This is a genomic window from Streptomyces spectabilis (genome assembly GCF_008704795.1).
Taxonomy (GTDB): domain Bacteria; phylum Actinomycetota; class Actinomycetes; order Streptomycetales; family Streptomycetaceae; genus Streptomyces; species Streptomyces spectabilis.
Map to the genome: position 1 here is coordinate 3,478,612 of NZ_CP023690.1, position 17,929 is coordinate 3,496,540.

General features: G+C 71.3%; 17 protein-coding genes. 12 read left to right on the top strand and 5 right to left on the bottom strand.

Annotation, left to right across the window (positions count from 1 at the left end; all coding sequences use genetic code 11):
* Positions 1–23 precede the first annotated feature (23 nt).
* Both CP982_RS15100 and CP982_RS15105 read left to right on the top strand, forming a co-directional pair.
* Positions 24–1,487: an MFS transporter gene (locus tag CP982_RS15100; RefSeq protein WP_150511018.1), complete on the top strand. Its 1,464-nt coding sequence runs from the start codon at positions 24–26 to the stop codon at positions 1,485–1,487.
* Positions 1,488–1,652: 165 nt separating this feature from the next.
* Entirely contained in the window at positions 1,653–2,897 is a 1,245-nt protein-coding gene (locus CP982_RS15105) for a terpene synthase family protein (RefSeq protein ID WP_150511019.1), read from the top strand.
* 42 nt (positions 2,898–2,939) lie between these two features.
* Here CP982_RS15105 and CP982_RS15110 read toward each other — a convergent pair whose 3' ends face one another.
* The 3 genes from CP982_RS15110 to CP982_RS15120 all read right to left on the bottom strand — a co-directional run bounded on the left by CP982_RS15110 (position 2,940) and on the right by CP982_RS15120 (position 6,596).
* The gene (locus CP982_RS15110) at positions 2,940–3,767 is read right to left on the bottom strand and encodes an SAM-dependent methyltransferase (protein WP_150511020.1); all 828 of its coding nucleotides are present in this window, start codon (positions 3,765–3,767) and stop codon (positions 2,940–2,942) included.
* Entirely contained in the window at positions 3,764–5,047 is a 1,284-nt protein-coding gene (locus CP982_RS15115; protein WP_170316429.1) for a cytochrome P450, read from the bottom strand. Before CP982_RS15115 ends, CP982_RS15110 begins: the two co-directional genes overlap by 4 nt.
* A 202-nt stretch (positions 5,048–5,249) precedes the next feature.
* Positions 5,250–6,596 (bottom strand): cytochrome P450, encoded by a 1,347-nt coding sequence (locus CP982_RS15120; RefSeq protein WP_170316430.1) that lies wholly within the window; start codon positions 6,594–6,596, stop codon positions 5,250–5,252.
* A 301-nt stretch (positions 6,597–6,897) separates the two neighbouring features.
* Between CP982_RS15120 and CP982_RS15125 the strand changes: the two genes are divergently transcribed.
* The 6 genes from CP982_RS15125 to CP982_RS15150 all read left to right on the top strand — a co-directional run bounded on the left by CP982_RS15125 (position 6,898) and on the right by CP982_RS15150 (position 12,533).
* A complete protein-coding gene (locus CP982_RS15125) occupies positions 6,898–7,719 on the top strand; it encodes an SAM-dependent methyltransferase (RefSeq protein WP_170316431.1) in 822 nt (273 codons plus the stop codon).
* A gap of 109 nt (positions 7,720–7,828) precedes the next feature.
* The gene (locus CP982_RS15130) at positions 7,829–8,017 is read left to right on the top strand and encodes a hypothetical protein (RefSeq protein WP_150511024.1); all 189 of its coding nucleotides are present in this window, start codon (positions 7,829–7,831) and stop codon (positions 8,015–8,017) included.
* 75 nt (positions 8,018–8,092) lie between these two features.
* Positions 8,093–8,995 carry an SAM-dependent methyltransferase gene (locus CP982_RS15135; RefSeq protein WP_229879551.1) on the top strand — a complete coding sequence of 301 codons (903 nt, stop codon included), beginning with the start codon at positions 8,093–8,095 and terminating at the stop codon, positions 8,993–8,995.
* A gap of 235 nt (positions 8,996–9,230) precedes the next feature.
* Entirely contained in the window at positions 9,231–10,247 is a 1,017-nt protein-coding gene (locus tag CP982_RS15140; RefSeq protein WP_150511026.1) for an aldo/keto reductase, read from the top strand.
* Positions 10,248–10,282: 35 nt separating this feature from the next.
* Positions 10,283–10,876, top strand: coding sequence for a TetR/AcrR family transcriptional regulator (locus tag CP982_RS15145; RefSeq protein ID WP_150511027.1), 594 nt, complete (start codon positions 10,283–10,285; stop codon positions 10,874–10,876).
* Positions 10,877–10,967: 91 nt separating this feature from the next.
* Entirely contained in the window at positions 10,968–12,533 is a 1,566-nt protein-coding gene (locus tag CP982_RS15150) for a GMC family oxidoreductase (protein ID WP_229879553.1), read from the top strand.
* Here the strand turns inward: CP982_RS15150 and CP982_RS15155 are convergent.
* On the bottom strand, positions 12,530–12,739 hold the full coding sequence (locus CP982_RS15155; protein WP_150511028.1) for a hypothetical protein: 210 nt from the start codon (positions 12,737–12,739) through the stop codon (positions 12,530–12,532). The two genes, CP982_RS15150 and CP982_RS15155, sit on opposite strands and share 4 nt — an antisense overlap.
* Before the next feature lie 72 nt (positions 12,740–12,811).
* Positions 12,812–14,191, bottom strand: coding sequence for a glycine--tRNA ligase (locus CP982_RS15160; RefSeq protein WP_144003353.1), 1,380 nt, complete (start codon positions 14,189–14,191; stop codon positions 12,812–12,814).
* A gap of 400 nt (positions 14,192–14,591) precedes the next feature.
* Between CP982_RS15160 and CP982_RS15165 the strand changes: the two genes are divergently transcribed.
* The 4 genes from CP982_RS15165 to CP982_RS15180 all read left to right on the top strand — a co-directional run bounded on the left by CP982_RS15165 (position 14,592) and on the right by CP982_RS15180 (position 17,885).
* Positions 14,592–15,590 carry a metal ABC transporter substrate-binding protein gene (locus CP982_RS15165; protein ID WP_150511029.1) on the top strand — a complete coding sequence of 333 codons (999 nt, stop codon included), beginning with the start codon at positions 14,592–14,594 and terminating at the stop codon, positions 15,588–15,590.
* Positions 15,591–15,631: 41 nt separating this feature from the next.
* A complete protein-coding gene (locus tag CP982_RS15170; RefSeq protein WP_150511030.1) occupies positions 15,632–16,411 on the top strand; it encodes a metal ABC transporter ATP-binding protein in 780 nt (259 codons plus the stop codon).
* Positions 16,412–16,421: 10 nt separating this feature from the next.
* The gene (locus CP982_RS15175) at positions 16,422–17,315 is read left to right on the top strand and encodes a metal ABC transporter permease (protein ID WP_150511031.1); all 894 of its coding nucleotides are present in this window, start codon (positions 16,422–16,424) and stop codon (positions 17,313–17,315) included.
* 159 nt (positions 17,316–17,474) lie between these two features.
* Positions 17,475–17,885, top strand: coding sequence for a Fur family transcriptional regulator (locus CP982_RS15180; RefSeq protein WP_150511032.1), 411 nt, complete (start codon positions 17,475–17,477; stop codon positions 17,883–17,885).
* Positions 17,886–17,929: the final 44 nt, after the last annotated feature.

Sequence of the window (17,929 nt, forward strand, 5' to 3'; positions counted from 1 at the left end):
ACCCCGGGGATACCGTCGGCTGTATGCCCGCGTACGACGATCTGAGCCCCCGGCACCGTCAACTGGTGCTCGCGATCTGCTGCATGAGCCTGCTGATCGTGAGCCTGGACAACACCATCCTGAACGTCGCCCTGCCGACCATGGCCAGGGAGTTCGACACCAGCATCTCGGGCATGCAGTGGACGATCGACGCGTACACCCTCGTGCTCGCCTCCCTGCTGATGCTGGCGGGCTCCACCGCCGACCGCGTCGGCCGCCGCCGGGTGTTCCAGGCGGGCCTGGCCGTCTTCACGCTCGGCTCGGTCCTGTGCTCCCTCGCCCCGAACCTGGAGTCGCTCGTCGCCTTCCGCATGATCCAGGCGGTGGGCGGCTCCATGCTCAACCCCGTCGCCATGTCGATCATCACGAACACCTTCACCGAGCCGCGCGAGCGGGCCCGTGCCATCGGGGTGTGGGGCGGTGTCGTCGGCATCTCCATGGCGGCGGGCCCGCTGGTGGGCGGCCTGCTCGTGGACGCGGTCGGCTGGCGCGCGATCTTCTGGGTGAATCTGCCCGTGGGCCTCGCCGCGCTGTATCTGACGCGGCGGTACGTCCCTGAGTCCCGCGCGCCGAAGCCGCGCCGCGCCGACCCGGTCGGCCAGCTCCTGGTCGTCCTGCTGCTCGGCGCCCTCACGTACGCGATCATCGAGGCGCCCACGGCGGGCTGGACCTCGCCGCTGATCCTGCTGTTCGCTGCCACCGCCGTCGCGGCGCTCGCGGGCCTCCTCCTCTACGAGCCGCGCCGCGCGGAGCCCCTCATCGACCTGCGGTTCTTCCGCTCGGCTCCGTTCAGCGGGGCCACGGTCATCGCGATCAGCGCGTTCGCCGCCCTGGGCGGCTTCCTGTTCCTGTCCACCCTCTACCTCCAGGACGTACGCGGCCTGGACGCGCTGCACGCGGGCCTGTGGATGCTGCCCATGGCCGCGATGACCCTGGTGTGCGCCCCGCTCTCCGGCCGCCTGGTCGGCGCCCGCGGCCCCCGCCTCCCGCTGCTCATCGCGGGCGTGGCGATGACGACGTCCGGCACCCTCTTCGCCGCCTTCGAAGCGGAGGACTCCAGTGCCACCCGCTTCCTCGCCTACGTCCTCTTCGGCATCGGCTTCGGCGTGGTCAACGCCCCCATCACCAACACCGCCGTGGCCGGGATGCCCCGCGCCCAGGCAGGCGTCGCCGCCGCCGTCGCCTCCACCAGCCGCCAGATCGGCCAGACCCTCGGCGTGGCCGTCATCGGCGCGGTCCTCGCCTCCGGCGTCACCACGTCCTACGCCACCGACTTCACCCCGGCGAGCCGCCCGGCCTGGTGGATCATCACAGCCTGCGGCGCGACGGTCCTGTGCGTAGGCACCCTGACAAGCGGCAGATGGGCCCGCGCCACGGCCCAACGCACGGCGGCCCGCCTGACGCCGGACACCGAGGGAGCCCCACAGACGACCAGACCCGCCTCGTGACGACCCGCGCCCTGATCGACCCCTCCATCGGCCCGGGAGCCGCGCGTTCCTTGCCCTTCAGGTCGTTGGCGACGAGCGTGGTGCGGGGAAGCCGCTCGTGCGCGGGCAGATGCGTCGTGGGGCCTCGGTGTTCCCGCGTGTTCCGATCGCGTGCGGGGAACCGGTATGACAGAGGGCTTCGACGAGGGGGAAGGCGGCTCAAGGGTGAGTGCTGTTCCTGGGGACGTGCCGGTGCATCCTGCCTTTCGTCTGCCGGACATGACGCGTCTGCTGCCGGGGCGGCTGCACCCTGATGCGGCGCGGATGCATGAGGCGGTGCACGAGTGGTGCAGGTCGGAGCTACGTGCGTTCTTCTCTGACCAGGTTTCTTTCAACCAGTTCCTCGAGCACCACGTCGACTTGTGGACGTATCTGACGGTTCCGGTGGGGGACCCCGATGTCATCGAGGCGACATGCGAGCTCACCTTTCTCTTCCTCGTCCTGGACGACAAGCACGGTGGCGATGTCCCTGGGTCCGCGCACGGCGACGAGGGGCTCAGTTTCCGTGGTGACGCCAAGGCGTCGTGGAGTGTCGCCGACCACCTCGCGGCGATCATGCACGGGGGTGCCGCCGATCCGTCAGTGCCGTTCGCGGGTGTCTTCCAGCGGCTGTGGCAGCGGCTGACCCGCGGGATGCGCGAGCCGTTGCGTGAGCGGTTCGCCGACTGCCTGAACGCGTTCATCGGCGGCGCGGCGGCCGAGGTAGCCCCGCGGCCGCAAGGCTCCCATCCCGACTTCGACCATTTTCCCCAGTACACCCGGACCAGCTCGCGGGAGTACCGGAGTTTCGAGGAGTACCGCTCGGTACGGGAGCACTCCATCGGCGCCCGCTATCTGTACGTCCTGCACGAGCACGCGCTCGGCATCGACATGACCGAAGTGCTGCGACGAAGCGAGGCGTTGCAGCGCGTGGAGCGGACGGTGGTGCACCAGCACCTCCTCCACAACGACCTGTTGTCCTACCGCAAGGAACTGCTCGCAGGACAGCGGGACAACACCCTGGCAGTGCTACAGGACACCGAGGGGCTTTCCCTTCAGCAGGCAGTGGACCGTCTGTGGGCCTGTGCGGAGGAGGCCGAGGACGATTTCCTGCGAGTCCGGGAGCGAATTCTGCACAGCTCACTCGGGCGGCGAGGGGACGTGCGCCGGTATCTGGAGCAGATGTGGTGGATGGTTCCCGGGAGCATCGAGTACCAGCTGATGTCGCCCCGCTACCACGGCCTCGGCTACCGCTGGAGCGGTTATGCCTGCGGGGAGTTCGTCCTCCACCCCGAGCAGACCGTTCTGGTGCCTCCTCCCGGGGCGCTTCCGGTCGTTCCGGCCTGGCGCTCCTTCATCCGCATCACGCCCGCGCCCGGACACGCTGGCTGACCTGCTCTCTGCCGGGAGTGTCGGATGCTTCCCGCGACAAGGTCACCTCGTGGTCCTCGTGGCGGACGTGGTGATCACGGTGTAGCCGTAGACGGTGCCGACGGCCGGGATCGTCTTTCCCAGGATGCGGGCGAGCGCGTCGGTCGCCGGCCCGTCCGCGTCGGCGAGGTGCTTGCGATGGTGCTCGAGATCGGTGCTCAGACGTTGGAGCGAGCGCAGGAGGTGGTCGTCGAGACCGGTGTGTCCGGTCACCTCGAAGCCGGTTTCCTCCAGCAGGGACAGCAGGGTTTCGAGCGGTTCGACCGAGGAATGGGCGTGGGGTTCCGGATCGGGGGCTCGCAGGATCATGTCGCTGATGACGAACGGACCGCCGGGCGCCAGGACGCGGTGGATCTCGGTCAGGGCCCGGCGGGTGTCGGGGATGTGCAGGAGGGATTCGATGGCCCAGGCGGCGTCGTAGGACCCGTCGGGGAGGGGCAGAGCGGCGGCGTCGGCGAGCTGGAAGCCGACGAGGCGGTCCAAGCCGGCCGCGCGGGCGTGGTCGGTCGCGAGGCGGACCTGGCTGCTGCTGATGGTGATGCCGGTGACCCGGGCTCCCGTGGAACGGGCCAGACGCAGGGCGGGCCGTCCGACTCCGCAGCCGACGTCGAGGAGCCGTTGGCCCGGGGCGAGCGCGAGTTCTTCCACGAGGAGGTCGGTGAGGCGGTCGCTGGCCGTGTCGGTCTCGGCGAGTCGGCCCTCACGATCGGCGTCCTCAGAGGGCGTTGCCCGGTCGGGCCAGAGGCCGATGTGGAAGTTTCCGCCCCACAGTTGCTGAAGGAGGGGGGTGAGCAGGTCGTAGTAGGCGCCGACGTCTCCGGTACGGGTCATGCGGACTCGCCCTCCTCAGCGACGGTGGGCGGTGGCGAGCTGTCGACGGTGATCCGCAGACTGGCCGGGATCGTCATGGTCGGACCGTTCTTGACACGCCGAAGGCCCCGGTCCGCACCGAGCAGCCGGAGACCGGGGGTGCGCAGCAGGCGGGCCAGGGCGATGCGGAGTTCGAAGTCGGCGAGTTCGGCCCCGGGGCAGCGGCGGGTTCCGGTGCCGAAAGGGAGGTAGCGGCTGCCACTGGGTTTGTGGCACAGGAAACGGCCGGGATCAAAGCGCTCCGGGGCCGGGTAGAGGTCCGGCCGGTGGTGCACCAGGTGGATGGCGGGAACGAGTTCGGTGCCGGCCGGGATGTGGTGGCCGTCCCAATCGAAGTCCTCGGGGACGACGCGCGCCAGACCGGCGGGGACGACGGAACCGTGCCGCAGGGTTTCGGCGCACACCGCGCCGAGGTAGGGGAGGCGGGCGATGTCCGCGTGAACAGGGGCGGCCCCCAGGGAGTCGATCGCCCGCACCAGCCGCCGCCGGATGCGAGGGTGGAGTTCGAGCTGGTACAGGGCCCAGGCCAGGGCGCTCGCGGTGGTGTCATGGCCCGCGATGAGCAAGGTCATGATGTGGCCGCGGATCTGTTCGTCGGGTGGTGCGGGCTCAGCGGTGGCCAGCTGGAACAGCAGATCGGTGCGGGAGGGATCGGGGACGGCCCGCGCTGACGCGGTCTCCTCCGTGACGATCCGCTGGAGCCGGGCCAGCAGCGGGGCCATCCGGCCGAGCAGCTGCCCCCGGTCGGCGTCCGGTGCGGTGGCCGGCTCGTACATCAGGTCCATGACGTCGATGAGCAGGCCCGCACACTCCTCGCGACGGGCCTCGGACAGCGGGCCGAAGCACACCCGGACGATCAGACGCAGGGTGATCTCGTGAGCGAGCCGGATCACCGGGCGGGCGCGCCCGCGCAACCGGGCCATCGCGCCGTCGACGATCTCGTCGACGGCGGGACCCAGCGCCCGCAGCGGCACCCCGTGCAGCGGGGGCGCCAACAGCAGCCGGACCGCCCGGTGCTCCTCCCCGGTGAGATAGGGCAACGCCTGAGCACCGATCACCGGACGGAAGTAGAGCGTGCCCCGCGCGTCCCACGATGTGCGGTCGCCGATGAACAGCGCCCGGACCGCACCGGGGTCACTGACATAGACCCGTGGCGGCTCGCCCTCGGCCCGCAGGGTGAACACCGGTCCGAAGACGCGGGCGTACTCCTCCCAGGCGACGAGCTGCCGTTCGCTCTCCATACGGCTCAGCTCGCCGGACGTCAGGCGCGGTCCGGCGGGCAACCCCGCACCGGCCGGGCGCACCGCTGACGCACCCGGCCCCGGACGGGACCGAGAGGGAAGCCTGTTCTCCTCAGCCATGAGCGGGTCTCACCTCCGTAAGAACAGCACGCGCAGGGCCGGCCCCATGCCGTTGGGACTCGAACTGCCGGTGCGCGGGCTTTTACGTCGCTCGGGCTCTCGCCACCAGGCGGATGCGGGCGTTCCCGGGCCTCTGTGTGATGCGCACATGGGGCCTGACCGCCCGTCCGGAGGCCGGATGGATCTGCGAGCGTTGCAGGAGTGTGGCCAGCACGATGCCGGTCTGGGTGAGGCCGTAGACGTCCCCGATGCACTTGCGGGCGCCGACGCCGAACGGCATGTAGGCGTCGCGCTGCGGGCGGCCGGTGCGGTTCTCGGTCCAGCGGTCGGGGTCGAAGCGGTCGGGGTCGGGGAATGTTTCGGGATCCCGGTGCAGGACGTAGGCGCTGAGGAAGACGTCGGAGCCGGCGGGCAGCAAGTGCTCGCCGAGCGGCGCCTCGGCGCGGGTGGTCCGGCTGACCAGCCAGACCGGAGGGTAGAGGCGCAGTACTTCGCTGACGATCCGCTTCAGCAGCGGCAGTCGTGCCAGGTCGTCGTGGATGGGCGGTTTGCCGCCGAGTACGTCGTCGATCTCGTTGTGCGCGCGGGCTGCTGTCCCCGGGTGGGTGGCGAGGAGGTGGAGCGCCCAGCCCATCACCGATCCGGTCGTCTCGATGCCGCCGATCAGGAAGCCGAAGAGCTGGTCGCGCAGGGCGGTGTCGTCCGGGGCGAGATGGGTGCGGCCCTCCGGGGAAAGCAGGAGTGACAGGAGGTCGGGGTGGTCGGTCGCGTCGGTGCGGCGCATCGCGATCATGTCGGTGATGGCCTGGTGGATCGTGTCGATGGAGTGCCGGAAGCGCCGGTTGCCGGAGGTGGGCAGCCGTCCGGCCGCGGGCGCCAGCATCTGGGTGGCCAGCCCGGAGATGACCACGGGGAAGTGGCGCTGGAACACCTTGGCGGCCTCGGCCGAACCGGGCCCCAGGAAGAGCGTGCGGGCCAGGGCGTCCATCGACAGTGCGGTCATCTCCTCGGCAGCGTCGATGACGGTGCCGTTGGTCCACCGGGCGGCCCGGGCGAGGGCGACGTCGCGGAAGGTCTCGGCGTAGCCGGGCATGCGGGAGTGGTGGAACGCCTGCTGGAGGATGGGGCGCTGGCGGCGGTGGGCGGCGGCCGGGCAGGTGGGCAGGCTGTCGCCGACCAGGCGGATGAACAGGTCGAGGACAGGGCCTCCCATGTCGAAGTGCTCTCCGCTGCCGTCCAGTTGGACCTGCCGGGCCAGGGCCGGGGCGGTGATCACGTAAGCCGGTCTGCGGCCGAGAGAGATCCGCACGAGCGGGCCGTGACGGCGCTGGGCGCCGATGAACCCCATCGGATCTCGGGCCAGGGAGAGGAGGTGCCCGACGAGGGGCAGCGCGCCGGGTGACCTGGGCACGGGCACGGTGGTGTTCACATGATCCTCCGCCTCGGTCGTCCGCAGGCGTCCGCGGGAAGACCCGGTTGGGGAAGGTGCGCGAGCTTGGCCGCTCCAGATCCGCCCTTACCCCGTTCCCGACGGCCGTACATGCCCAGCCGGAAACACTCGGACGCACGGTAGGCGCACAGTCCGCCCCATTCGTACGCCCGTTCATGCCGCGGTGCGCCGTTGCGTGCCCATGGCTCCGGTTCGGACGGTGGTTCCGACCCGTGTCAAAGCCAGCCTCAGCCTGCTCCGCCTTGCCTGTCCCCGGCCCCAGCGACGAAGGGCGGCCACCATGTCCGCACCCCCCACCCCCAAAGACGTCGGCGCCATGTACGACGCCCTCACCGACCTGCTGTCCCAGGCCCTCGGCGACAACATCCACGCCGGCTACTGGCAGGACGCCCAGGACACGAGCAACGTGGCGCAAGCCGCGGACCGCCTCACCGGGCTGGTGGGACAGCGGCTGCGGACCGGAGCCGGGCAGCACGTCCTCGATGTCGGCTGCGGCAGCGGCCGTCCCGCCGTCCGGATAGCCGCGGCCTCGGGCTCCCGGGTCACCGGCATAACCGTCAGCGGGCACCAGCTGAGCCTGGCCCGGGCCCGGCCCGAGGCGTCGGCCCCCGACGGCATGCTGGAGTTCCGGCAGGCCGACGCCATGCGGCTGCCCTTCCCCGACGCCTCGTTCGACGCCGCGTACGCCATCGAGTCCCTGCTGCACATGTCCGACCAGCGCACCGCCCTGGCCCACCTGGCCCGCGTCCTGCGGCCCGGAGGACGGCTCGTGGTGGCGGACCTGTGTCTGAGCACCGTGCCGCACGGTGCGGACGCGGACGACGTGGCCGCCGCCTCCCAGGTGTTCCAGGTCTCCTCGATCGCCTCCCCCGACGAGTACCGCACTCTCCTGGAAGAGGCGGGCTTCAAAGTCGAGGAGTTCTCCGACATCGCCCCGCACGTCCGCCGGACCTACGCCGTCGTCGCCCGCACCATGTGCCAAGCGGGCGAGAGCATCGGCGGTGAACTCGCCGTCCAGCTGGACGGCGCGGCGGCCTCGGTCGAACGGTTCGGCACCCTGGACTGCATCGGCTACGCACTGGTGACCGCCGTCCGCCCCTGACTACCGACATCACCTCCTGGAGCAAGGAACGCGACCGCAGGGAGGTTTCCTGACCATTCCTGACGGACTGACCCGCACCGCCTCCCTCCCCCCCCCGCTCGTCCGGTACATGGACGACCTGGGAGTGTGCATCCGGGGCGCGATCGACTGGAGCCTGAGCACCCGGCCGAACAGCGATGGCGCGGCCCCGGCCTTCCGCCCCGGCGGCTGGGCCGACTCTCCCTGCGACCAGGTGCCCGAGCCGCTGCCCCACCCATCCGTGTCCTGGCGATGGCAGCACACCCCCGGACCCGGGTGACCGCACCCGCCCACCACCGACCGAGGGAGAAACCCCGTGTCCCCTAGCCCGCGGTCGGCCCAACCGACCGTTCACGTGATCGACAGCCGCCGTACCGATCCGTACCGGGAGAAGGTCGAGTACACCTACGACGACCCGCCCTGGATGTGGGAGAAGGCGCTGGGGCCGGACAACCTGCTCTTCCAGTTCGGCCTCTTCCCCCCGGAGGAACTCGCCGCGGGGCCAGTGCGCGGCTCGGTCGGTCCGTCCGAGGTGCGGCACTTCGAGAAGCAGCTGGAGATCGCCGGCCTGGCCGGCCCGGACCGGCCCCGCTTGCACCGGATTCTGGACCTGGGCTGCGGCTGGGGATTCCTCTCCCGCTACCTGGCACGCCGCTTCCCCGAAGCCGTACACGTCGACGCGGTCAACATCAGCGCACGGCAACTGGACCACTGCGCCGGGAAACTCGCCACGGAGCCGGACCTCGCCGACCGGGTACGCCTGTTCCTGTGCGACGGACAGGACGTGGACCTGCTGCCCGCCCCCAAGGTCTCGTACGACCTGGTCGTGGTGCGGGGGGTCTACACGCACTTCCTCCACGCCGTCTTCGACGCATCGGTCGGCGCGGTCGCCAAACGGCTGCGCCCCGGCGGTCTGCTGGTGGTCTCCGACACCCTCTACAAGACCGACCTGTCCACCTACCGGCCCGCCATACCCGACACCGTCGACCGTCTGGCCTGCGGCAACCGCAAGTCGCCCGCCTACTTCGCCCGGGTCCTGGAAGAGCACGGCCTGATCCTGGAGGACATGCGGATCACACCGTCCAACGCCGAGGTCATCCACTGGTTCGGCAAGGTCCGGCTCAACATCGAGCACCACTTCCCCGGCGGCGTCACCGGCCCCATCGAGGAGCTACGGGAGATGGCCGTCAGCTTCTCCGCCGCCCTCGCCGCGGACAAGGCGTCGGTGTACTCGATCATCACCAGGCGCGCGGCATGACCTCCGGCGGCAGCTCGAGGCGCAGGTCGCGGGCGATGGCGTCGCGGGGGGCCTTGGGGGGGTGCGTGGAGGTTCCCGCGGGCGGGGCCGACGGGCGTCGCCGTGCCGGGTTACAAGTTACAGATTTCAGAACTTGAAATCTGTAACCGGGGGGTGCATGCTGGAGGGGCGGTGCGGTGCTCCCCCGGGGAGGCGCATCGCGCCACCCTGATCCAGCACACCCCCAGGAGCCCTCATGCGCACCCTGAAGCTCGGCGCCGCCGGTCCCGTTTCGTCCGCTCTCGGGCTCGGCTGCATGGGCATGTCCGCGTTGTACGGCGAGGCGGACCGGGACGAGTCGATCGCCACGATCCACGCCGCTCTCGACGCGGGGGTGACCCTGCTCGACACCGGCGACTTCTACGCCATGGGACACAACGAGCTGCTCATCGGCGAAGCCCTGCGGAGCGCGCCCGCCGCGCACCGCGAGAAGGCGCTGACCAGCGTGAAGTTCGGCGCCCTCCGGGACCCGGACGGCGGCTGGGCCGGGTACGACGGCCGCCCGGCCGCGGTGAAGAACTTCGCCGCGTACTCGCTGCAGCGCCTCGGCGTCGACCACATCGACGTGTACCGCATCGCCCGCGTCGACGAGACCGTGCCGATCGAGGAGACCGTCGGCGCCATCGCCGAGCTGGTCGAGAAGGGGCACGTGCGGCACATCGGCCTTTCGGAAGTGAGCGCGGAGACCCTGCGCCGGGCCGCCGCCGTCGCGCCGATCTCGGACCTCCAGATCGAGTACTCCCTGATCTCGCGCGGCATCGAGGACGAGATCCTGCCCACCGCCGCCGAGCTCGGCATCGGCGTGACCGCGTACGGCGTGCTCTCGCGCGGCCTGATCTCCGGGCACTTCGAGCGCGACCGCAAGCTCGCCGCGAACGACTTCCGCGGCGTCAGCCCCCGCTTCCAGGGCGAGAACCTCCAGCGCAACCTCGACCTGGTCGACGCCCTGCGCAAGATCGCCGACGCGAAGGGCGTGAGCGTCGCACAGATCGCGATCGCCTGGGTGCTCGCGCAGGGTCCGCGGTTCGGCGCGAGCATCGTGCCGCTGGTCGGCGCCCGCCGCCGGGACCGCCTCGCCGAGGCCCTCGGCGCCCTGGACGTCCGGCTCGACGCCGGGGACCTGGCCGCCGTCGAGGAGGCCGTGCCCGCGGGCGCGGCCGCGGGCGACCGCTACCCCGAGGCGCAGATGGCGCACCTCGACAGCGAGCGCTGACCGGGGCTCCGACGGCGGCGGGTACCGTCTTGACCATGGCTCCGACCGAAACCCTGACCGCCGAGCGCATCCTCGCCACGACCGAGGACGTGCTGCGCCGCCACGGCGCCGCCAAGGCGACCGTGGTGGACGTGGCCCGCGCGCTCGGCGTCAGCCACGCCGCCGTCTACCGCCACTTCCGTACGAAGGCGGCGCTGCGGGAGGCGGTCACCAAGCGCTGGCTGGACCGGACGACGGCCGAGCTGAAGCTGGTCGTCGAGGACCGGTCGATACCGGCGGACGAACGGCTGCGCGGCTGGTTCACGGCCCTGTTCGCGGCCAAGCGCAAGAAGGCGGGCGACGACCCGGAGCTGTTCGCGACGTACGAGGTCCTGCTCGGCGAGAACAGCGACGTGGTGGAGGAGCACATCGCCGACCTCGTCGGGCATCTGCGCCTGATCGTCGAAGAGGGCGTCGCGCGGGGCGAGTTGGTCGCCCCCGTCGCGGACCCGGAGCTCACGGCGCGCGCGGTCTTCGACGCCACCGGCCGGTTCCACGACCCCTGTTACTCCCGCGAGTGGTTCAAGCCGGGCATCGACGAGGCCTTCACGGCGGTGGTCGAGCTGACGCTCGCCGCCCTCCGGCCCTGAGTTCCCGGCGGTTTCGGCGTTTCGCTGCGCCCCGCCCGCCCCTCCTGATTGCCTGGCCCCACCCATCACTCAGGCAGACAGGAGGGGCCAAGTGGCTTTAGGGGCAAGGGAGTTGGCGACGGACACGCAGACGGTGACGGAGGCGGAGTACGACTACGTCGTCGTGGGAGCGGGATCCGCCGGATGCGTCGTCGCGGCCCGGCTCAGCGAGGAGCGGGACCGCACCGTGCTGCTCCTCGAAGCGGGCCCCGAGCGCACCAAGGCGGATCTCGCGACGCCGTACGCGTGGCCGTCGCTCATGGGCGGCGAGGCCGACCACGGCTACCGGACCGTGCCGCAGCCGGGCGTCGGCGGAATCTCGCTGCCGTGCCCGAGGGGGCGGGCGCTCGGCGGGTCGAGCGCCATCAACGGCATGGTGTTCCTGCGCGGGCACCGCGCGGACTACGACCGCTGGGCGGCGGCGGGCTGCGCGGGCTGGGGCTTCGAAGAGCTGCTCCCCCACTTCATGCGGATGGAGTCGGTGCCCGGCGGCGACCGGGCGTACCGCGGGGACGCCGGGCCGCTGCGGGTCGCGCCCGCGCGGCCCGAGGACGCCAACCCGCTGTCCGCGGCCTTCGTCGAGGCCGCCGTCGCGGCGGGCCACGCGCGCACCGACGACTTCAACGGCGCGGCACAGGAAGGCGTCGGCTGGCCGGACCTGACGATCGCCGACGGGGTGCGGCAGAGCGCGGCCGACGCCTATCTGCGGCCGCTCGACGGCACCCGGCCGAACCTCACGGTGTCCGCCGACTCCCGTGCGCGCCGCCTCCTCTTCGAGAGCGACGGCGAAGGCGAGCGGTGCACGGGCGTGGAGTTCATCCGCGGGGGCGCCCGGGTCACCGCGCGCGCCCGCGCCGAGGTGATCGTGTGCGCGGGAGCCGTCGACTCGCCCCGCCTGCTGCTGCTCTCGGGCATCGGCCCCGCCGACGAGCTGCGCGCGGCGGGCGTCCCCGTCCGGCACGAGCTGCCGGGCGTGGGCCGCGGCCTTCAGGACCATCCGCTGTGCGGGGTGGTGTTCGAGGCGGACCGCCCGATCCCGGCGGGCAGGGCGAACCTCTCGGAGGCCTCGTTGCACTGGCGCAGCGAGGCGTCGCTGCCGGGCCCGGACATGCAGCTCCTGTGCGTCCACGTCCCGTATCACCCGCCGACGCTCGCGGCGCCCGAGAACTGCTTCACGCTGGGCGTGGCCACGGTGCCGCGCGCCCGGGGCGCGGTGCGGATCGCGGACGCGGACCCGGACACGCCCCCGCTGATCGACCCGGGCTATCTGGCCGACGAGGACGACGTACGGCGCATGCTGCACGGCATCGAGGTGGCGCGGGAGGTCGCGGCGGCCGGTCCCCTCGCCGACTGGGGAGCCCGGGAGGTGCTGCCGGGCCAGGCGCGCTCACGCGCGTTCCTGACCGCGGCGACGGGACCGTACTTCCATCTGGCGGGCAGCTGCGCGATGGGCACGGGATCGGACGCGGTGGTCGATCCGGAGCTGCGGGTGCGGGGCCTGAGCGGCCTGCGCGTGGCGGACGCGTCGGTGATGCCCTCGATCGTGTCCGTGAACACGAACGCGGCGGCCCTGGTGATCGGCGAGAAGGCGGCGGACCTGGTCCGGTCCGGAGGCTAGGGCCTGCCCGCCGGGTTCACCGTCGCCTGGTGGGTGCGCTCCAGGTGTTCCGCGGCCTTGAGCCAGGGCAGGAAGCGCGCCCTCGCGCGCCAGCCGCACGTGTCGCAGACGAGCTGCCGCCGCACCCCCGCCCGCAGGAGGCGTACGACGTACGCGCGCCCGTGCTGGTCCCATCTGCTGACCTTGCTCGTGGCCCTCGGCTGCATGGCCCTCAGTGTGCACCGGAGCCCCCGGTTCCGTTCCTGGAACCGGGGGCTCGGTGGCAGATCTCGGTCGCGTCAGCAGCCGACGAGACGCGTGGCGAGGTAGCCCTCGATCTGGTCGAGGGAGACGCGCTCCTGCTTCATGGTGTCGCGCTCGCGCACGGTCACCGCGTTGTCCTCGAGGGTGTCGAAGTCGACGGTGACGCAGAACGGCGTGCCGATCTCGTCCTGGCGGCGGTAGCGGCGGCCGATGGCGCCCGCGTCGTCGAACTCGATGTTCCAGTTCTGCCGGAGCGCGGCGGCGAGGCCCTTGGCCTTCGGCGACAGCTCCGGGTTGCGGGACAGCGGCAGGACCGCGGCCTTCACCGGGGCGATGCGCGGGTCGAAGCGCATGACCGTGCGCTTCTCCAGCTTGCCCTTGGCGTTGGGCGCCTCGTCCTCGACGTACGAGTCGAGCAGGAAGGCCAGCATGGTGCGGCCGACACCGGCGGCGGGCTCGATGACGTACGGAGTCCAGCGCTCGCCGGCCTCCTGGTCGAAGTACGACAGGTCCTGGCCGGAGGCCTTGGCGTGCGCGGACAGGTCGTAGTCGGTGCGGTTGGCGACGCCCTCCAGCTCGCCCCACTCGCTGCCGCCGAACTGGAAGCGGTACTCGATGTCAGCGGTGCGCTTGGAGTAGTGGGAGAGCTTCTCCTTCGGGTGCTCGAACCACCGCATGTTCTCCTCGCGCAGGCCGAGACCGGTGTACCAGTTCCAGCGCTGCTCCATCCAGTACTCCTGCCACTTCTCGTCCTCGCCCGGCTTGACGAAGAACTCCATCTCCATCTGCTCGAACTCGCGGGTGCGGAAGATGAAGTTGCCGGGCGTGATCTCGTTGCGGAAGGACTTGCCCATCTGGGCGATGCCGAACGGCGGCTTGCGCCGCGACGTCGTCTGCACCTGGGAGAAGTTGGTGAAGATGCCCTGCGCGGTCTCGGGGCGCAGATAGGCGACCGAGCCGGAGTCCTGGGTCGGGCCGAGGTGCGTGGAGAGGAGGCCGGAGAACTGCTTGGGCTCGGTGAACTGGCCCTTGGTACCGCAGTTCGGGCAGTTGATGTCCGCGAGGCTCTCGGGCGCGCGGCCCTTCTTCTCCTCGTACGCCTCCTCCAGGTGGTCGGCGCGGTAGCGCTTGTGACAGGAGGTGCACTCGGTCAGCGGGTCCGTGAAGGTGGCGACGTGGCCGGAGGCCTGCCAGACCTCGGTGGCCAGGATCACGGACGAGTCGATGCCGACGACGTCTTCACGCGAGGTGACCATGTAGCGCCACCACTGGCGCTTGATGTTCTCCTTCAGCTCGACGCCCAGCGGTCCGTAGTCCCAGGCGGCGCGCTGGCCGCCGTAGATCTCGCTGCAGGGGAAGACGAAGCCTCGGCGCTTGCTCAGGCTGACGATGGTGTCGATCTTGTCGGCGGCCACGGTGCTCTCTTCATTACGACGACGACGAAGCGGTGCCCCTGCCGGGGCGGCTCCAGGAGCGAATGCCTCAGGTTACCGGCGCCCGCACCCCCCGGATCAAATCGGTTCGCCCCCCGGCCGGTTCCCTCCCGCCCACCCGCCCCATCTCCTCCGCCTTCGCCCCATTCCCCGAGCGGCCGCCCGCCGCCCTTCGCGTGCCCGCCGCTGCCGCGGCGGGTTCTCTCCCACCCGCCCACCCGTTCCCACCCCGGTGCCCCGGCCGGGCCCCGACCTGGCGGCCGTCCGCCGTCGTCCGGTGCGGGGGTGGGTGGGCCGGGACCAGGGGCGCTCCGCGTGAGGCCGGGCACAGGAGGGGGCCGTTTGTTGACAATCGTTTCCATAATTGTTGAAAATGACTGTCATGAACGTACGACGCCACCTCATACCCCGCACCGCCCTCGCCGCCACGGCGGTCCTCGGCCTCGCCACCCTCTCGGCGTGCGCCTCCGACGACGCCGCGGCCACGAACAACAAGGGCAAGCTCGACGTGGTGGCGTCGTTCTACCCCATGCAGTACCTCGCGGAGCGGATCGGCGGGAAGCACGTCGAGGTCACCGGCCTCACCGAGCCCGGCCAGGAGCCGCACGACCTGGAGATCAGCGCCAAGCAGCGCGCCCAGCTGGAGGAGTCCGACGCGGCCCTCTACCTCAAGGGCCTCCAGCCGAACGTGGACGAGGCGATCAGCCAGTCCGGCATCAAGACGAAGATCGACGCGGCGTCCCTCACGAGCCTGGAGAAGCACGGCACCGAGGTGGGCGGCCACGCCGAGGAGCACGACGAGCACGCCGAGGACGAGCACGGCGGGCACGAGGGCCACGACCACGGGCACGACCACGGCGGCAAGGACCCCCATATCTGGCTGGATCCGGTCAGGTACGCCGAGGTCGCCGAGGGCGTCGGCAAGGCTTTCGCGAAGGCCGACCCTAAGCACAGGGCCACGTACGAGAAGAACACCGAGGCCCTGGTGAAGAAGCTCAAGGGCCTCGACACGGAGTTCGAGAACGGCCTGAAGGACACCAAGTCCAAGGTCTTCATCACCACCCACGCGGCCTTCGGCTACCTCGCCGAGCGCTACGGCCTCACCGAGGAGGCCATCACCGGGCTCGACCCGGAGGGCGAGCCGAGCGCGAACCGCGTCCGTGAGCTCCAGAAGATGGCGAAGGCCGACGGCGTGACGACGGTGTTCTACGAGACGCTCGTGAGCGACAAGACCGCCAGGACCCTCGCGGACGACGCGAAGCTGAAGACGGACGTACTCGACCCGATCGAGGGCATCACGGAGAAGTCCCGGGGTGACGACTACGTCCAGGTGATGCGGTCGAACCTGAAGTCCCTGCGCACGGCGCTCGGCGCCAAGTGACCACCGGCCGAGGGCGGACGCCCTCCGGAAAGGGGCACGACATGGACGAAGCCAGGAGTGGTGAGCCCGTCATATCCCTGCGCCGGGTGACCGCCGAGCTCGGCGCGCGCCCGGTCCTGCGCGGCATCGACCTCACGGTCGGCGCCGGCGAGGTCGTCGCGCTGCTCGGCGCGAACGGCTCGGGCAAGTCCACCGCGGTGCGCACGGTCATCGGCCAGGTGCCGGTGACGGGCGGCGAGATCGAGATCTTCGGTACGCCGCGCCGCCGCTTCCGCGACTGGGCCCGCGTGGGCTACGTACCGCAGCGCACCACGGCCGCGGGCGGCGTGCCCGCCACGATCACCGAGGTGGTGGCGTCGGGCCGGCTCTCGCGCGCCCGCTTCGGCGTGCTGCGCAGGTCCGACCGGGACGCCGTGCGGGACGCCCTGGAGCAGGTCGGCATGGCGGACCGGGCGAAGGACTCCGTGAACGCCCTCTCCGGCGGCCAGCACCAGCGGGTGCTCATCGCCCGCGCCCTGGTGTCCGAGCCCGATCTGCTGATCATGGACGAGCCGATGGCGGGCGTGGACCTCGCGAGCCAGGAGGTCCTGGCCGCCACCCTGCGCCGCCAGGTGGAGCGCGGCACGTCCGTCCTGCTCGTGCTGCACGAGCTGGGCCCCTTGGAGCCGCTGATCGACCGCGCGGTGGTGCTGCGCGACGGCTGCGTGCTGCACGACGGGCCGCCGCCGAAGGCCGTGGGCCAGCACGCGCTGCCCGGCCACGACCACGTACATCCGCACGACGCCGACGCGGCCCCCGTCCGCACCGGCCTGCTGACCTGAGGACCCGGCGATGGAAATCCTGAACTACGCGTTCATGCAGCGGGCGCTGCTCGCGGCCGTCCTCGTCGGCATCACCGCCCCGGCCGTCGGCATCTATCTGGTGCAGCGCCGCCAGGCCCTGATGGGCGACGGAATCGGCCATGTGGCGATGACGGGCGTCGGCCTCGGCTTCCTGCTGTCCACGTCCCCGGTGTGGATGGCGACGGCCGTCGCCGTCGTCGGCGCCGTGGTCATGGAGCTGATCCGCTGGTACGGCCGCACGCGCGGCGACATCGCGCTCGCGATGCTGTTCTACGGCGGCATGGCGGGCGGCGTGATGTTCATCAACCTCGCGCCGGGCGGTTCGAACGCGAACCTCAGCTCGTATCTGTTCGGCTCGCTCTCCACCGTCTCCGAGGACGACGTGACGGCGATCTGTCTGCTCGCCGCGTTCGTGGTGCTCGTCACCGTCGGCCTGCGCCGCCAGCTGTTCGCGGTGAGCCAGGACGAGGAGTTCGCGCGGGTCACGGGCCTGCCGGTGCGGGTGCTCAACCTCCTCGTCGCGGTCACCGCGGCGGTCACCGTCACCGTGGCCATGCGCGTGGTGGGCCTGCTCCTCGTGTCGGCCCTGATGGTGGTCCCGGTGGCGGCGGCGCAGCAGCTCACCCGGAGCTTCGCGGCGACGTTCGCGATCGCGGTGGCGATCGGCGTCTCCGTGACCATCGGCGGCACCGTCACCTCGTACTACCAGGACGTGCCGCCCGGAGCGACGATCGTGCTCCTGACGATCGGGGTGTTCATCGCCCTGACGATCCTGGCCGCACCGCTCGCCCGCCGGAGAGCGCGGTCCCAGGCCAGGGGCGACGCGGCGTGCACGGCGGACGTGCCGGGCGCGCGAGGCACCGCGGACGGGATCAAGGTCTGAGGCGGCCCTCGGCGGGGCAGTGATCGAAGAGGCGTGGTCCAGACCGCGCCGGATCACTGTCCGAGAGCACTCTGGTCACGGCCGTGTATCGACCTGGCACAATGGCGGGGCGAGAGACGACCTGTGACAGCTGTGCGGAAGAGCGCTGAGGAGGCATCTGTGACGACGGCGGGACCCCCCGTGCGAGGCCGGGCCACACGGCAACGAGCCGCGGTGGCAGCGGCTCTCGACGAGGTGGACGAGTTCCGCAGCGCGCAGGAGCTCCACGACATGCTCAAGCACCGCGGCGACTCGGTCGGCCTGACGACGGTCTACCGCACGCTCCAGTCCCTCGCGGACGCGGGCGAGGTGGACGTCCTGCGGACGAACGACGGCGAGTCGGTCTACCGCCGCTGCTCGACCGGCGAGCACCACCACCACCTGGTGTGCCGCATGTGCGGCAAGGCCGTGGAGGTCGAGGGCCCGGCGGTGGAGAAGTGGGCGGAGGCCATCGCCGCGGAGCACGGGTATGTGAACGTGGCGCACACGGTCGAGATCTTCGGCACCTGTGCGGAGTGCGCCAAGAAGTAGCGGTACGCAGGAGGGCCCGCACCGTCGCTGACGGTGCGGGCCCT

Coding starts and splice junctions, on each gene's coding strand:
- CP982_RS15170 (WP_150511030.1), top strand. CDS start 15,632: ATGGACGAAGCCAGGAGTGGTGAGCCCGTCATATCCCTGCGCCGGGTG.
- CP982_RS15175 (WP_150511031.1), top strand. CDS start 16,422: ATGGAAATCCTGAACTACGCGTTCATGCAGCGGGCGCTGCTCGCGGCC.
- CP982_RS15155 (WP_150511028.1), bottom strand. CDS start 12,739: ATGCAGCCGAGGGCCACGAGCAAGGTCAGCAGATGGGACCAGCACGGG.
- CP982_RS15100 (WP_150511018.1), top strand. CDS start 24: ATGCCCGCGTACGACGATCTGAGCCCCCGGCACCGTCAACTGGTGCTC.
- CP982_RS15105 (WP_150511019.1), top strand. CDS start 1,653: ATGACAGAGGGCTTCGACGAGGGGGAAGGCGGCTCAAGGGTGAGTGCT.
- CP982_RS15110 (WP_150511020.1), bottom strand. CDS start 3,767: ATGACCCGTACCGGAGACGTCGGCGCCTACTACGACCTGCTCACCCCC.
- CP982_RS15115 (WP_170316429.1), bottom strand. CDS start 5,047: ATGGAGAGCGAACGGCAGCTCGTCGCCTGGGAGGAGTACGCCCGCGTC.
- CP982_RS15145 (WP_150511027.1), top strand. CDS start 10,283: ATGGCTCCGACCGAAACCCTGACCGCCGAGCGCATCCTCGCCACGACC.
- CP982_RS15140 (WP_150511026.1), top strand. CDS start 9,231: ATGCGCACCCTGAAGCTCGGCGCCGCCGGTCCCGTTTCGTCCGCTCTC.
- CP982_RS15130 (WP_150511024.1), top strand. CDS start 7,829: ATGGACGACCTGGGAGTGTGCATCCGGGGCGCGATCGACTGGAGCCTG.
- CP982_RS15125 (WP_170316431.1), top strand. CDS start 6,898: ATGTCCGCACCCCCCACCCCCAAAGACGTCGGCGCCATGTACGACGCC.
- CP982_RS15165 (WP_150511029.1), top strand. CDS start 14,592: ATGAACGTACGACGCCACCTCATACCCCGCACCGCCCTCGCCGCCACG.